The 13,800-nt window shown below is 71.3% G+C and carries 12 protein-coding genes and 1 pseudogene; 5 read left to right on the top strand and 8 right to left on the bottom strand.

Going from position 1 to position 13,800, the window contains the following annotated elements; all coding sequences use genetic code 11:
• Positions 1–53 precede the first annotated feature (53 nt).
• Positions 54–536 (bottom strand): peroxiredoxin, encoded by a 483-nt coding sequence (locus E6U81_RS04960; protein ID WP_136228822.1) that lies wholly within the window; start codon positions 534–536, stop codon positions 54–56.
• 405 nt (positions 537–941) lie between these two features.
• Between E6U81_RS04960 and E6U81_RS04965 the strand changes: the two genes are divergently transcribed.
• The 3 genes from E6U81_RS04965 to E6U81_RS04975 all read left to right on the top strand — a co-directional run bounded on the left by E6U81_RS04965 (position 942) and on the right by E6U81_RS04975 (position 4,106).
• Positions 942–2,528, top strand: a complete 1,587-nt coding sequence (locus E6U81_RS04965; RefSeq protein WP_136228823.1) for a molybdopterin-dependent oxidoreductase — start codon at positions 942–944, stop codon at positions 2,526–2,528.
• Positions 2,529–2,610: 82 nt separating this feature from the next.
• Complete coding sequence (locus E6U81_RS04970; RefSeq protein ID WP_136228824.1) at positions 2,611–3,258, top strand: fasciclin domain-containing protein; 648 nt, start codon at positions 2,611–2,613, stop codon at positions 3,256–3,258.
• A gap of 188 nt (positions 3,259–3,446) precedes the next feature.
• Positions 3,447–4,106 carry a maleylpyruvate isomerase N-terminal domain-containing protein gene (locus E6U81_RS04975; protein WP_136228825.1) on the top strand — a complete coding sequence of 220 codons (660 nt, stop codon included), beginning with the start codon at positions 3,447–3,449 and terminating at the stop codon, positions 4,104–4,106.
• A gap of 85 nt (positions 4,107–4,191) precedes the next feature.
• On the opposite strand, the gene E6U81_RS04980 is transcribed toward E6U81_RS04975, so the two are convergent.
• Together E6U81_RS04980 and E6U81_RS04985 are read right to left on the bottom strand one after the other, a co-directional pair.
• On the bottom strand, positions 4,192–5,256 hold the full coding sequence (locus tag E6U81_RS04980) for a hypothetical protein (RefSeq protein WP_136228826.1): 1,065 nt from the start codon (positions 5,254–5,256) through the stop codon (positions 4,192–4,194).
• Between the two features lie 87 nt (positions 5,257–5,343).
• Positions 5,344–7,527: an endonuclease gene (locus E6U81_RS04985; protein ID WP_240803634.1), complete on the bottom strand. Its 2,184-nt coding sequence runs from the start codon at positions 7,525–7,527 to the stop codon at positions 5,344–5,346.
• A 417-nt stretch (positions 7,528–7,944) separates the two neighbouring features.
• Here E6U81_RS04985 and E6U81_RS04990 point away from each other — a divergent pair, with 417 nt between their 5' ends.
• A complete protein-coding gene (locus E6U81_RS04990; protein ID WP_136228828.1) occupies positions 7,945–8,637 on the top strand; it encodes a peptidoglycan recognition family protein in 693 nt (230 codons plus the stop codon).
• A gap of 16 nt (positions 8,638–8,653) precedes the next feature.
• Here the strand turns inward: E6U81_RS04990 and E6U81_RS04995 are convergent, their stop codons facing one another.
• Both E6U81_RS04995 and E6U81_RS05000 read right to left on the bottom strand, forming a co-directional pair.
• Entirely contained in the window at positions 8,654–10,120 is a 1,467-nt protein-coding gene (locus tag E6U81_RS04995; protein WP_240803635.1) for a M1 family metallopeptidase, read from the bottom strand.
• Between the two features lie 135 nt (positions 10,121–10,255).
• Entirely contained in the window at positions 10,256–10,807 is a 552-nt protein-coding gene (locus tag E6U81_RS05000) for an AAA family ATPase (RefSeq protein WP_136228830.1), read from the bottom strand.
• Between the two features lie 235 nt (positions 10,808–11,042).
• Here E6U81_RS05000 and E6U81_RS05005 point away from each other — a divergent pair, with 235 nt between their 5' ends.
• Positions 11,043–11,831 carry a hypothetical protein gene (locus E6U81_RS05005; protein WP_136228831.1) on the top strand — a complete coding sequence of 263 codons (789 nt, stop codon included), beginning with the start codon at positions 11,043–11,045 and terminating at the stop codon, positions 11,829–11,831.
• Positions 11,832–11,962: 131 nt separating this feature from the next.
• Here the strand turns inward: E6U81_RS05005 and E6U81_RS05010 are convergent.
• The 3 genes and pseudogenes from E6U81_RS05010 to E6U81_RS40865 all read right to left on the bottom strand — a co-directional run.
• Positions 11,963–12,766 (bottom strand): annotated as a pseudogene (locus tag E6U81_RS05010) (endo alpha-1,4 polygalactosaminidase); the annotation flags it as partial.
• A 320-nt stretch (positions 12,767–13,086) separates the two neighbouring features.
• A complete protein-coding gene (locus E6U81_RS40860; protein ID WP_240803636.1) occupies positions 13,087–13,449 on the bottom strand; it encodes a sensor histidine kinase in 363 nt (120 codons plus the stop codon).
• The gene (locus E6U81_RS40865; RefSeq protein ID WP_240803637.1) at positions 13,443–13,694 is read right to left on the bottom strand and encodes a hypothetical protein; all 252 of its coding nucleotides are present in this window, start codon (positions 13,692–13,694) and stop codon (positions 13,443–13,445) included. The genes E6U81_RS40860 and E6U81_RS40865 overlap by 7 nt, the downstream gene beginning before the upstream one ends.
• Positions 13,695–13,800 lie beyond the last annotated feature (106 nt).

The following is a 13,800-nucleotide window of genomic DNA, read 5'->3' on the forward strand; positions in this document are numbered from 1 at the left end:
GGGTGACGGGTGACGGGTGATGGGTGACGGTGGCGGTCACGGGCCGGCGGGGCTCAGACGGGCAGGCCGGCGAGCTGCGAGGCCAGGGCCGCGGCCGGCGGGAAGGTGGCGCCCACGGCCGTGACGTGCTTCCAGTGCAGGCGGCCGCCCGCGTCGATGATGAACACCGAACGCCTCAGCCCGATCAGGGGTGCGGTGATACCGAAGGACCGCGCCACGGCCCGGTCCGGATCGGACAGGAGCGGCATCCGCAGCTGCCTGGCCCGCGCGAACCGCTCGTGGCTGTCGATGCCTTGGGCGCTGATCCCCCACACCACTGCCCCGGCGGACTGCAACTGCTCCAGCCCGTCGGAGTAGGAGCACAGCTGCGCGGTGCAGACGGGCGTGTCGTCGCCGGGGTAGAAGGCGAGGACCACGGGGTTTCCGCGCTGCTCGTGGAGGCTGTAGTCGCCGATGTGAAAGGTCTCTCCGCGCAGTTGTCCACCGGACAGGCGGAACTCACCGGGGACGTCTCCGATCTTCGGGGTGCTGGGCATGGCTCTCCTTCTGTGATGCGGCTGCGGTGAGGGTCTGGACGTCGGTGTGGTGCAGGTCCATGTGGTCACCTCCATGCAGGTCGCGGAGTCGGTCGGCCCGTCGCGCACGCGTGTCCTGATGGTCGGAAACGGCGTGCGCAGGGCTCGGGCGACCTCACGGTAGGTCAGGCCAGGGTGCTGGACCAGGGGCAGGGCCAAGGTCCGGGCAGGGTCACGGCCCGGTCGGCCGGGGATCCCCTTCCCTGTGGAGGCAATGCAGTGGTTGGTGTCCAGAAGAGCCTGGCGGTAGCGGCTGTGACCGGTCCGGCGTACTCGCCCGGCGTGGGCTCGGGCAGACGGGGCCGGTGGGGACCGGGGACTCATTCGTTCGGGTGACGGGCCAATCCGCCCGATGGGTGCCGACGAATGCCGGGTGTGAGCAGCTTCCACACCACCCTCTCCCGGGCCGGCCTCGGGGCCCTGTCCGGCCTGCTGGCCGGTTGCACCGCGCTGGCGGTGGCCCGGCTGACGGCAGCCCTGGTGCGGCCCGCGGCCGGACCGGTGACGGTGGTCGGAGGCGCGGTCGTCGACCGGACACCGGCCCCGGTGAAGGACTTCGCCATCCGGACGTTCGGAGAGAACGACAAGCTCGTCCTCCAACTCGGCATCCTGGTCCTGCTGGGCCTGTTCGCGACCGCCCTGGGCATCCTCGCCCTCCGGTACCGGCGGGCGGGGGCGGCCGGGGTGCTGGCGTTCGGGATCATCGGCGCGGCCGCCGCCCTGAGCCGGCCCGACAGCGCCGGAGCCGCGGACGCCCTGCCGTCCGTGGCGGGCGCGGTGGCAGGCGCCGCGGTGCTCCACCTTCTGGCGGGCAGGGCCGACGCCACCGGCCCGCCGCACCGGGCCGACCGCAGCGGCGCCGGTTGGAGCCGGCGGGGGTTCCTCAACGCCGCTGCCGCCACCGCGGCCGCGGCAGCCACCGCCGGAGCGCTGGGCCAAGTACTGTCCGGGCAGCGGGGGCAGGGGGCCGTCACCTCGCGCAACGCCCTCCGCCTGCCCGCCCCCGCGGCTCCCGCTCCCGCGGTCCCGGCCGGCACACAGCTCAAGGTGGACGGCGTCAGCCCGTTCACCACGCCCGTCCGGGACTTCTACCGCGTCGACACCGCACTCTCCGTCCCCATGGTCGACGCGGGCACCTGGCGGCTGCGCATCCACGGCAAGGGCGTCGACAGGCCCCGCACCTACACCCTCGACGAACTCCTGGCCCGCCCGCTGATCGAACGGGACATCACCCTGACCTGCGTCTCGAACGAGGTCGGCGGCCCCTACCTCGGCACCGCCCGCTGGCTCGGCGTACGACTGACCGAGCTGCTGGTCGAGTGCGGGGTGAAACCGCCCTCGAAGGGCGGCGACGCCGATCAGCTGGTGGCCCGTTCCGTGGACGGCATGACGCTCGGCTCACCCGTCGAGGACGTCATGGACGGCCGCGACGCGATGCTCGCGGTCGGGATGAACGGCGAACCGCTCCCGTTCGACCACGGCTTCCCGGTCCGCATGCTCGTCCCGGGCCTGTACGGGTACGTGTCGGCGTGCAAGTGGATCACCGACATCGAGCTCACCACCTTCGCCGCCTACGACCCGTACTGGGTGAAGCGGAAGTGGGCCCGCCGCGCGCCCGTCAAGACCCAGTCCCGCATCGACACCCCCAAACCCTTCGCGCGCCCCGGCGCAGGCACGGTCATGGTCGCCGGTGTCGCATGGGCCCAGGGCCGCGGCATCACCCGCGTCGAGGTACGGATCGACGACGGGCCCTGGCAGGAGGCCGACCTCGCTGTCCAGGCGGGCGTCGACACCTGGCGGCAGTGGTCGTACCCGTGGCAGGCCGGCCCGGGCGGACACACGATCACCGTCCGCGCCACCGACGGCACCGGTCGGGTCCAGACCGAGGAACGGGCGCGGACGATCCCCGACGGGGCGAGCGGCTGGCACAGCGTGTTCGTCACCGTCCCCTAGACCCCCGGCCCGGCCCGCTTCAGGGCCGGCCCGGCATCACCCCCTCACTCAACCGACAGACGCTCAAGGGGAGCAACTGATCATGAACAGCCTGAAGTTCCGCCGTACCGCCCTTGCCGCGGCCGCAGCCGCCGTACTGCCCTTCTCCCTCGCCGCCTGCTCCGACTCCGGCGACACCAAGGCCGCCCCCGCCGCAGCCGCCGGTGACGAGGCCAAGACCGGGACAAGCAGCCCGATGGACGACTCGATGACAGGCGGCGAGCCCTTCGGTGCGGCCTGCGCCGGCGTCCCGAAGGAGGGCGCGGGCTCGTTCGACGGCATGGCCAAGGACCCGGTCGCCACCGCCGCCTCGAACAACCCGGCCCTGTCCACCCTGGTCGCCGCCGTCAAGCAGGCCGGTCTCGTCGACACCCTCAACAACGCGAAGGACATCACCGTCTTCGCCCCGACGAACGACGCCTTCGCCAAGATCCCGAAGGCCGACCTCGACAAGGTGCTGGCGGACAAGGCCACTCTCACCAAGATCCTCACCTACCACGTGGTCGGCCAGAAGCTCACCCCGAAGCAACTGGAGAACGGCTCCTTCGAGACCCTGCAGAAGGGAATGGTCAACACCGCCGGCTCAGGCGTGTCCTACAAGGTCAACGACACCTCGAACGTGGTCTGCGGCAACGTGAAGACCGCCAACGCCAACGTCTACATCGTCGACACCGTCCTGATGCCCCAGTAGCCCAGTGACCCAGCAGCCCGTGCGGGAGTGCGCGCAACTCCCGCCGGGCCGAGGCCGCCACCTGCTGGTCCGGGCCGCCCACACGGCCGGGCCCGGCCACCGCGAAGGTGACGTCGGGATTCGCCGACCCGATACCGACCGGAGGGCCTGGCCTGGCCGCCGTGGCGGCGCCCCACTACGGTGCCGGTGTGGACCTCTTCACCCGCTCCTGGACGGCGTTGCGCACTGCGGTCGCCGAGACCCCGGACCCGGACTTCGCGCGCCCGTCGGGCTGCGCCGGCTGGCTCGTACGGGACCTCGTGTGCCACCTGGTCATCGATGCCCAGGACATTCTGATCACCCTCGCCACCCCTGCCGCGACGGACCCGACCGCCGACGCGGTGACCTACTGGCATGTCGAGGACCGGCCCCCGACCGGCGAGGATCCGCTCGACGCCCTCACCGTCCGGCTGGCCGCGGCGTACGGGGACCCGCACCTGCTCCGGTTCCACTTGGACGACGTCGGCTCCGCGGCCGGCCGCGCCGCCGAACTCGCCGATCCGAAAGGCCTGGTGGGCACCCGCGACGAGGTCCTGACCGTGGCGGACTACCTCGGCGCGTACGTCCTGGAGTGGACGCTGCACCACCTCGACCTGATCGCCCACCTCCCGCACGCGCGGACCCGGCCGCCCCAGGAGAGCATGGCCCGATCCCGCGCCATGCTGGAGCGGATCGCCGGGGCGGCGTTCCCCACCTCGTTCACCGACCGGGACGCCCTCCTGGTCGGCACCGGCCGCAGCACGCCCACCGACGCACAGCGCGCCGAACTGCGCGACGCGGCAGTGAGGTTCCCTCTGTTCCTCGGGTGACCCAAGGCCGCAAGGCCCTCGCCGGGCGCGGCTCGCCGCAGGCCACTCCCGGCTGCCGGGCGGCGCGTTCGCCCCCGGGCTCACGTCACGACGCTGCTTCGATCCAGCGGTTGAGTGTTCCGCTCCTGCCGTCGTACGTCAGCCAGCTGCCGTCTCCGAGCGGGCGCACACAGCCGTCCACAGGGCCGGTGGGATAGGAGATTGCGCCCCGCACCTGCAAGGTGCGGGCGTCGAGCATCCAGTGCCGGGCCCGGTCCGGGTCCTCATCGGCGTCGACCGTGGAGGCGATCACGGTGTCGGCGTCGACGAAGCCGCAGCCGTAGTCCCAGCCGGCAGGGTCCTCGTCGTCGCACGACTCGGGCGTCCGCTCGGCGAGCACGGCGCCGTCCAGGGCGTGCAGTCTCAGGTCGGATCCGTAGTGCTCGACCGTCAGGAACCCCGCGAGCCCGGTGTGGACGTCCACCAGGATGCGGTCCAGACCCTCGTTGAGGTCCCAGTCGGTCAGCTTCTCGCCGTCCCAGCGCGCCCAGTGCAGCAGGATGCCGTCCTGGCCCATGCCGATGCACAGGCCCATGTGGAGGCCGTCCGGATGCGATACGTGGTGCGATCCGGAAGCCGCGCTGTCCAGCGGCAGCCGGGCCAGTTCCCGTCCGTGCCGGGCGTCGAGGACGACCCAGAACTCCTGGCAGTCCTGTTCGTCCCACCCGAGCACGACATGCGCCCAGACGAGCCGGCCGTCGTCGGAGACGCGGCAGGAGCCATGTTCCAGCCCGCGGCACACCTCCTGCTCGTCCCCGGTGTGCGCGTGGCCGAGCTCGGGTCCCCAGCAGCCGTGCCGGTACTCCCACAGCAGCTCCCCTCCCGGGCCGACGGCCCGGACCGCGCGCTGGCCCGAGAAGACCGCGAACGTGGCGTCCGGGCTCACCGAGTGGACGCCGCGGTCCCACCCGGGCCAGGGGAGCGGGAAGACCGCGGTCGGCGCCCGCTCCCCGGCGAAGACCTCGTACAGGTCGTAGACCTCCAGCTCGTGCCCGTTCTGGAGCAGGGCACGGCGCGTGGCCTCTCCGCGACTCTCGAAGGCGAAGCCGTTGACCAGTGCAGCCCCTCCCGGCAGCTCCACCGAATCGCTCAGTTGTGCGGTGATCGACATGGGGCGAAGGTAGCGAACCCCACTGACAGCCCCGCTCACGCCGCAGGTGAGTCCGGCGAGTCCGGCGGGACAGTCGGGATGGCCGGCTCAGGGCCAGGCGCCTGCGAAGTCGATCTCCTCGGCCCACTCCGGGTGGTCTATCAGGGGATTGCGGTTGCCTTGCATCTCGGCTATCGCCGCGTTGCGGTGCTGCTCGTAGACGCCCACCGGATGCTGCGCGTGCCAGTTCAGCAGCATCTCCAGTCCGGTCCGCTGCAGCTCGCGCGCCTCGTCGCCGATCCTGCCGGGGTAGCGGAGCAGGAAGTAGAGCGTCGCCCTGGCGACCGGCCCCTTGCCTGCCGAGGGTTCGAACTTTCCCGGATCCCGGCGCCCGCATGCATGCCGGATGACCTCGTCGAAGTCCGGGAAGTCGAAGTAGGGGATGTTCCCGCGGAAGCTGTTGCACGTCGACTCGCAGGCGAAGAGATGATGCAGGTCTCCACGCATCGGCTCCTTCTTGGCGAACCACGACTGGGGTACGACGTGTTCACAGTTGAAGGGCAGCGACGCCTCCAGGAGGTCGAGCTCCGCTTCGATCGCCTCGCGCCCCGGTGCGCTCTCGTGGAGCATGAACTCCTGCCAGCGTCCGATGCGGGCGGCCTCCACCGCCGCGTCGGCCTCGATGAGCTCCTGTGGAGTGAAGCCCTTGTCCGAGTAGATGCCGTGGAGCGTCTCGTCGGGATGCAGGTCCACCCAGGGGTAGAGCAGGCGCATCGGCTTGTACGCCGGCCGACGCTCGTGCGTGGACTCCAGGTGCTCGGTGAGCGCGAGGCGCAGGCTGGTGGGATTGCCGACGTGAAGGCCCGCGTAGTAGGCCTCGCGCGCCGTCCGGTCCGCGGCCTCGTCGTAGTAGGGGCGGGCCCGGAAGGCCGCGAGGGTGACCATGGCGGCTGCCAGGTCCCGCTCGGCGGGCGACTGACCGTCGATACGTCCGATCCCGTCCGGCAGTCCCACGTACGCGGGGGTGGTTGCACGGTGCACCGCTCCCGGAGCCGGTGATCCGTCCCGGGGCCGCAGGGCCACGCCATCGGCGGCGGTAGAGGTGTCGACATCGGCGTCGAGGCTCACGCTGATGTGCAGCGGGACGGTCCAGCGGACCTTCGGCGCGGCGCCGTTCATGCGGTCCGTCAGGACCGTCGGTGGCGACACCTCCACGGGATGCAGCGACGAGCCGGCCGCGAACAGCTCCGCGCGGAGCGCTGCCGCCGTGCCGGACAGGGGAAACTGCTGGATCATGCCGAGGATGCGGCTGACCCGCACGCCCTCATTGGCCATCCAGTCCACCCGGTGCTCGCCCATGCTCGGATGCCAGCGGCTTCCGTCGACGGCCAGTACGTTGCCGTCGCGATCCTTGCGGGGAGCACCGGCGTGGTGCAGGGCCACGACCTCCCACTGGTCGTTGAACACCGGAGCGCCCGAGGAGCCGGGGGCCGTATCGGCCGAGTAGTGCACGAAGTCGTCCAGCACGTCCACGATCTGGTTGTCCCGGAGGGCAAGTTGCTTGGGCTCGCCGTTGGGGTGCTGGATGATGTTGACGAGTTCCCCGATGACGGCCTTGCCCTGAGCTTCCTTGAGGGGCAGTCTCCCGAAGGTCGCCAGCGCCTGACCGTCGCGTGAGCGGCCGGAGACGGCCACCACGGTGAAGTCGAGGTCACGGTGAGTGATGAAGAAGCTCTGTGGATCGAGCGGGAACACGACCGGAACGAGCGGCTGCCCGTCCAGGCCCGACTGGAAGTTGAACTCGATCACTCCGGCGGCCGCTTCCTCCGCGGAGCCCAGCACGTGGTTGTTCGTCATCAGCAGTGAGGGGGACACCAGGAAACCGGTTCCGTGGTGGGACGAACCGGGACTCCGGACGGTTATTCGGCCGATCGAGCGGGCGGCGAGGAAGCCGCCTTCGAGGTAGTCGATTCCGATGAGATCGTTGCGGCCCATGAACCGTTCAAGCGTCAACAGGCCGGTGCTGACCAGCTCGCGGTCCAGGTCCAGGCTGGTACCGGTCGTGGCGGTCGCCGGTGTCCGCTCGATCGCCGTGGCCATCGCCCAGTCGACGCCCAGACGGTTCAGTCTGCTGTTGACCCGTTCCCGGGTGTCGGCATGGAGGATGCCGTGCTCCTGGAGGGCCTCCCGATGGCCGTCGCGTTCCCCGGTACGGCTTGCGTAGCGCCGACCGGCATCCTCCATCTGCTCCAGGAGACCCTTGTCGGCTTGTGACAACTGCTCCACTGTCATTTCGGCTCGCCTCCTCGGCGGCACTCTTCATGATCAGATGTCGGAGTTCCTCCCCCCCTCATTCCAGTATGGGCACACGGCCTGACTGCCGCTGAGCCGAACAGGGGGGCGTTCCGGAGTGGTTGCTGCGTCAATTTCTCGCCACAGCCGGTCCGCGCGAGCGGGTGCGGGCCCTTTCGGGCGGTCCCGCCTTCCTGCGCGGGCCGCCGGGGACCCCCTGGCCGAGCCGACGCGCTCGAACTCATGCTCGCCAAGCAGGTGGAGTAGCGCGTGCGCCGAGTGGTGGAGGACCGGCTTGCCGGGGTGCGGGCGCTGGTGAAGCATCAGGTCACGGGACGTGCCGCCTGCGCATCGTGATGCCGGGATTCGCGGCGCGTCGTCCTTCTGCCTGCCTGCTCGACTTCATGAGGAGTGGCCATGGAAGACAGCCCGCTTACCCGACGCCGGCTGCTGTGGGGTGCTGCCGGCGCGGCGGGCACTGCTCTGGCCGCTGTCGGGCTGCCTCGGCTGATGGGGCCCGAGGAGAAGGTGAAACCTGCGCTGCCGAGTCCCGGACACAAGGCCCCTGTCGCCGCAGGGCCGCCTGCGGCACTGCGAACGGACTCCTCGGTGGACTACGCCCCCGCCGTCTGGGTCGAAGCCTCCGAGTCCAACTACACGGTCTCCGACCGTCCCGAGGCGTATCCCATCGAATACGTCGTCATTCATCTGACAACGGACATCTTGCCGGTCATGTTCGCGAAGTTCAAGGACGCCGCCGAGAGGGTGTCCGCGCACTACATGATCAGCGCAACCGGCACGCGGATCGCCCAGTGCGTGCGTGAGCGCGACGTGGCGTGGCACTCCGGCAGCGTCTGGTACAACCACCGGAGCATCGGCATCGAGCACGAAGGCTGGACCGACCAGCCTGTCTACAACGACAAGATGTACGAGACGTCCGCCGTGCTCACGGCCACGATCTGCGCGAAGTACGACGTGCCGGTCGACCGGGAGCACATTCTGGGCCACGTGGAGGTCCCCCTGTCCACTCACGACGACCCCGGGACCGTGTGGGACTGGGACAAGTACATGAATCTCGTCGGGACCGCGCGCCGGCGCATCAGGACCTGACACCGCGTCGGGCCCGTCACGAGGAGGGCTTTCCGTCGCCGTAGAGCCAGGAGTCCCAGATCGCGTCGAGGTCCCGCCCGGCCTTGGCCTCCACGTACGAGGTGAAGTCCTCCGTGGAGGCGTGGCCGTGGCGGCGGCTCAGGGTCCAGCCCCGCACCAGTGCCTTGAAGCCCTCGTCCCCCACGGCCTGGCGGATCTTGTGGACCACCATCGCGCCGCGCACGTACACCGGCTGCCGGGAGATGTCCGAGGCGCTGGGCGGTTCGGCCGGCGGGAAGTCCCACTCGTCATCGTCCGCGGCCTTGGCATGGTTGCGGTCGAAGTGGTCCTGGGCACTGGCCCCGCCGTGGTCTTCGGTCCACAGCCACTCCGCGTAGGTCGCGAAGCCCTCGTTGAGCCACATGTCCCGCCAGGTTCGCGGGGTGACGGAGTTGCCGAACCACTGGTGGGCCATTTCGTGCACCACGTTGGTGGTGTGGAAGATGCCGGCCGGAATGGTCGGCCTGGTCTGGGTCTCCAGGGCGTAGGGCACATCGGCCGCCTGATCGACGATCACCCCGGCGGAGGAGAAGGGGTAGGGGCCGAACCTCCCCTCGGCCCATTCCATGACCTCGGGGAACCGGCCGAGGACCGCTCCGTCCTCGTCCACGCCCGCGGTCGTGTCGATCGCCGACACGACCGGGATGCCCGACCGGGTCCGGGAGGTCTTGATGTCGTAGCTGCCGATGGCCACGGTCGCCACATGGCTCGCCATGGGCTCGGCCTGGTGCCAGTGGAAGGTGGCGCGGCCACCGCTGGTGTGCCGGGCGCGAAGCTGCCCGTTGGAGATCGCCTGAACCCCCTTGGGGACCGTGACGGTGATGTCGTACGAGGCCTTGTCCGAGGGGTGGTGGTTGCCCGGGAACCAGGACATCGAGCCCGTCGGCTCACCGAACGCGACCGCTCCGTTGTCCGTCCTCAGCCAGCCTTCGCGCCACCCGTGGTCATGGGTGATCGACTCCGGCGTGCCCGCGTAGCGCACGACGCTGCGGAAGGCGGAGCCCTTCCTCAGGTGGTCGCTCGGCCGCACGGTCAGCTCCTGCCCGTCCTGGCGGACCTGCGCCGTGCGGCCGTCGACGGTGGCGCTCCGCACCTCCAGGCCGAGGAGGTCGAGATTGAAGGAGCTGAGGTCCGCGGTGGCCTTCGCGGTGATCTCCGCGGTGCCCTTGAGACGACCGCTGCCGGGGTCGTAGTCCAGGGTCAGTGCGTAGTGGCTGACGTCGTAGCCCCCGTTGCCGAGCTCCGGGAAGTACGGGTCACGGGCGCCTGCGGCGCCGGGATGCCCGCCCCGGAACACCGCGCCGGGCGCCTTCGTCCGCGCCGTGTCCGTGCCCGTACGAGTGCCCGCCCCGCCGCCGCTGCGGCCGTCGGACTCCGAGCACGCCGGGAGGGCGGCGAGCAGGCCCGCGACCGCGACGGCGGCCAGACGTCCGGAAGTCTTCACGCAGCCGATCATGACCCAGGCTCCGGGCCGCCCGCCCTCGCCACGCCGTGCCCGCGGCCCCTCCGGCGGGCACCGCCCCGGACGGCGCCGGCCGCGCGGTGGGCGACTCGGTCCGGGTGCCGACGGCTCGGTCGGTCAACGCGACCGGGCGAAGGCCGCGACCTCGTCCACCCCCGGCCGGTAGCCGTCGGACGTGTCCACCAGGAGGGTGGGGGCGTCGAGGGAGATGTCGTCGAACCGCTCAGGGTCGTAGGCCCCGACCGCGATGTCGGCAAGGAGCTCGTGGTCGCCGTGGGCGGCGCGGTGTCGGTCACGGTGAACGCGTTGGGTCATGCGGTCGATGACGACGGGTGTCAGGGTGGTGCAGCGGATGATCCTGAGGTTGGCGATTTTCGCGAGGGGCTCGAGGCCCGGGCGCCAGAGGCGGTCCTGAAAGGCGGCCTCGGCGACCACGCTCACGCCTGCGCGGAGGAGCACGCCGAGGGTCTCGAAGAATGCGTGCAGGGTCGGGACGTTGAGGAGGTCGTGCCCGTCGCTCTGGCGGGCCGCGGTGCTCAGGACCATGCCCTGCTTGATCTCGTCGCGGATGATCGCGGGGCACCCGAGGTCCTGGGCCAGGAGGCGCGCGAGGGTGGTCTTCCCGGTACCGGGTGGACCGCTGACCACCACGAGGGTCGGTGTCGGCATGCGCTGGGCTCCTGAGGATGCGATGGGTCGGCGCTCGACGAGCCGGGAGGCGATGGATCCCGGTCGGCGCCTCAGTTTCTCGTACGGGGCCGGGTGCTGGTGAGGCATCGAATCGGCGGGTCGAGGGGCGCCCGGCGCCCGGCGCCGCCGGGCGGGGTGGTCATGGTGGCCGCGGAGCTTGCCGCGGTGCCCGCCCAGGGGGCGCCTGCCTCGGCGGCGGTGAGATCCTGAACGGATGCACGAGACATCCGCAGCCACGGCGGCCGCCCGGTGGCCGCTGACCACGGCCGGGGAGACCGATTGGCTGCGGGAGCTGGCCGACGACGACGGGCTCACCGGCTTCATGCCGCCGGCGCTGCCCGACGCCGCCTGGGTGCTCCACTCCATGTACGAGCACGAACTCGGGCCGACCGCCATGTCCTACGTCGCGTATCAACGAGCCGTGCTGAACGGCGGCGGGCCCGAGATCATCCCGGGCCTCGACCCCGCGGACGTGTTCGCGGGGACGGTGGGCGAGCCCCGCGGCCCGCGCTGGCGCCGGCTGCTCTGGGCGGAGCTCTCGCGACGGACCGGGGATCCCGTGGCGCCCGAAGGGCATCTGCCCTGCCACCGCTCCTTCCCTTCGCTCCGGGAGCCGAGCGGCTGGCCGGTCGGCATCGCGGGGCCGTCCGAGGGCACCCTGGAACGGACCGACTGGAACCGCCTGGTCGACATCCTGACCGAGCACAGCCCGCAGGGTGCGCAAACCCGCTGCCTGGCCTACTACAACCCGCTGTTGCAGGGGGCCGAGGAGTTCGACAACCTGCACGTCCGGGCCGGCACGCTCATGGACGCCAAGGCGTTGTACGACCACCCCGAAGAGGACGGTTGGACTCCTTCCAACCTCTGGGCCCAGGACCGGTCCTGGATCCTTTGCACGGACTACGACCTGTGGGCCACCAAGGTGGCGGGGCCCGCCGCGCTCGTCGAGGCCCTGCTCGACGACACCGAAATCGAGGCCGTACGACTGCCCTGGGCCCCCTGATCCGACCGACCGCCCGCCCTGCCGGAGTCCCGCCGGACGAGTGCGGGGCGACGGCAGGGACCGGGTCCGGGTCCGGTCCGCGGAGTGGGGCAACAGGTGCGGAAACGGTAGGCCTTGGTGCCGGGGGCCGTCACGTCCAGGTCGCGCTGGACGATGGAGAGCTTGGGGCCCCAGGAGGAGCAGGCCTTGCTGTAGCCGGAGTTCTGGTACTCGATGACGAACACACGGTTCGCACAGGCCTTGGCGAAGTCACCGCACTCGTCGTACTGGCCGCACTCCTCGGCGACGGCGAAGTCGAAGCCGATCTTCGCCCGGTCGGGGAGCAGCTCGGCGGTGTTCTTCTGGCCGATGGCGAGGCCCGCTGCGTGGGCGCGGTCGGCGAGCAGCTTCGCGAAGGCGGCGTTGTGCGCCTTCGTCAGCCGGCCACCGGACCGGGAGAAGGAGTCCAGGTTGTCCGGTTCGACGGCCTGGTAGCCGCTGCGGGCACAGCCGGTGATCCAGTCGCCGACGACCTTGGCGAGCCGGGTGCGCTTGTCGGCCGTCGAGGTGTCGATCAGGGCTTCGCCCCAGTCCTCGTCGACGACCGGGCGCCGGGAGGAGTCGCGCAGCACGAGGTCGGGGTGGGTCTTCTGCCACCAGTCCAGGGCGTCGGGCTGGGCCTGGAAGGCGTTGACGTAGCAGACGTTGTACAGCCCGGCGGCGGGCGGGGCGGAGCGGTCGCGGGAGACCGCGCGCACGCCCTTGGGCGGGGTGTAGGGGGCGCCGATCTGGTAGTCGAAGGACATGTTCGCCGCGGGCAGGCGCGGGGCGGCGGCCTGGCCGGCGGAGGCCTGGGAGAGCATCAGGCCCGCTCCGACGGCGACGGTGACGCCCGCGGCGTCCGCGGCCAGAGTGGCCTTGCGGCGCAGAAGGGGGGTCGTGGAATGCTTCGGCACGCGTTCTCCTGTGCGAGGTGCGACGAGGTGTTCGCATCTTGCGCGAGGGATCGTGAGGAATCGATGAGGCGAGGGCGGGACACGACCCGGGGGGGGGCATGTCGGGCCGCCCGTGTGGGTGCCGTCCGCCTGGGCCGTCTCTTTCGGATCTTGCCGGGCCCGCGCCGCCCGGCACCGCACCCGATCCCCCAGACTCCGTCCGGGGGGGACCCCCAGGTTGTCGGGGCACCCGAGTACGTCCAGTACACGGGCGCCCCTCCGCCTTGCCGGCCACGGCACCGGACGACGCTGGCCCGACCTACAAGATCCGAAAGAGAGGCCTAGCCGGGGCCCAGCGAGAGGCGGACCAGGGTGCCCCCGCCGGGGCGGAGGTCCGCCGTGAGACTGCCGCCGTGAGCGGCGGCGATCTCGCGGACCAGGGACAGGCCGATGCCGGTGCCGCCGCCCGGCGAGCGGAAGCGTTCCGTCAGGCCGGGCAGGTCTGCGGCCGCGATGCCCGGGCCCCGGTCGGCCACGGCCACCGTCGCACCGCGCACCATGACGTGCACCTCCGCGCGGGCGGCGGATGCGGGGGCTGGGGTGCGGCCGTGGCGCAGCGCGTTGTCGAGGAGGTTGCGGACGGCGATGCGGACGAGCGCGGGGTCCGCGGTGACGACGGAAGCGTCGAGGGAGGTGGTCACCACGTGCGGGCCGGCCGCAAGGTCCTCGAGTCCTCGCAGGCCTGCTCGACCAGCTGGTCGAGCCGCAGGGGAACGGCGCGCAGGTCCGGTCCGGCAGCCTGGAGGCGGCCACGGGTGAGGACGTTCTCGACGACGTCCGTCAGGCGCCGGGTGGCCCGGCGGATGCGCGGCAGATGCGGGTCGAGGCCTCGCGGGTCGGTGCCCGCGATGTCGAGGTCGGGTTCGTCCTCGACCAGGAGTACGCGCATGTGCAGTCCATCCTGATGTTGTGCCCGCCGTCCGCATGACGACGAATCCCGCTGCACAGACGGGGCAGCGGGGACGGGCGCGGGGACGGGCGCGGGGACGGGCTCG

The sequence above is a fragment of the Streptomyces sp. A0592 genome (assembly GCF_004795115.1).
Taxonomy (GTDB): Bacteria; Actinomycetota; Actinomycetes; order Streptomycetales; family Streptomycetaceae; genus Streptomyces; species Streptomyces erythrochromogenes.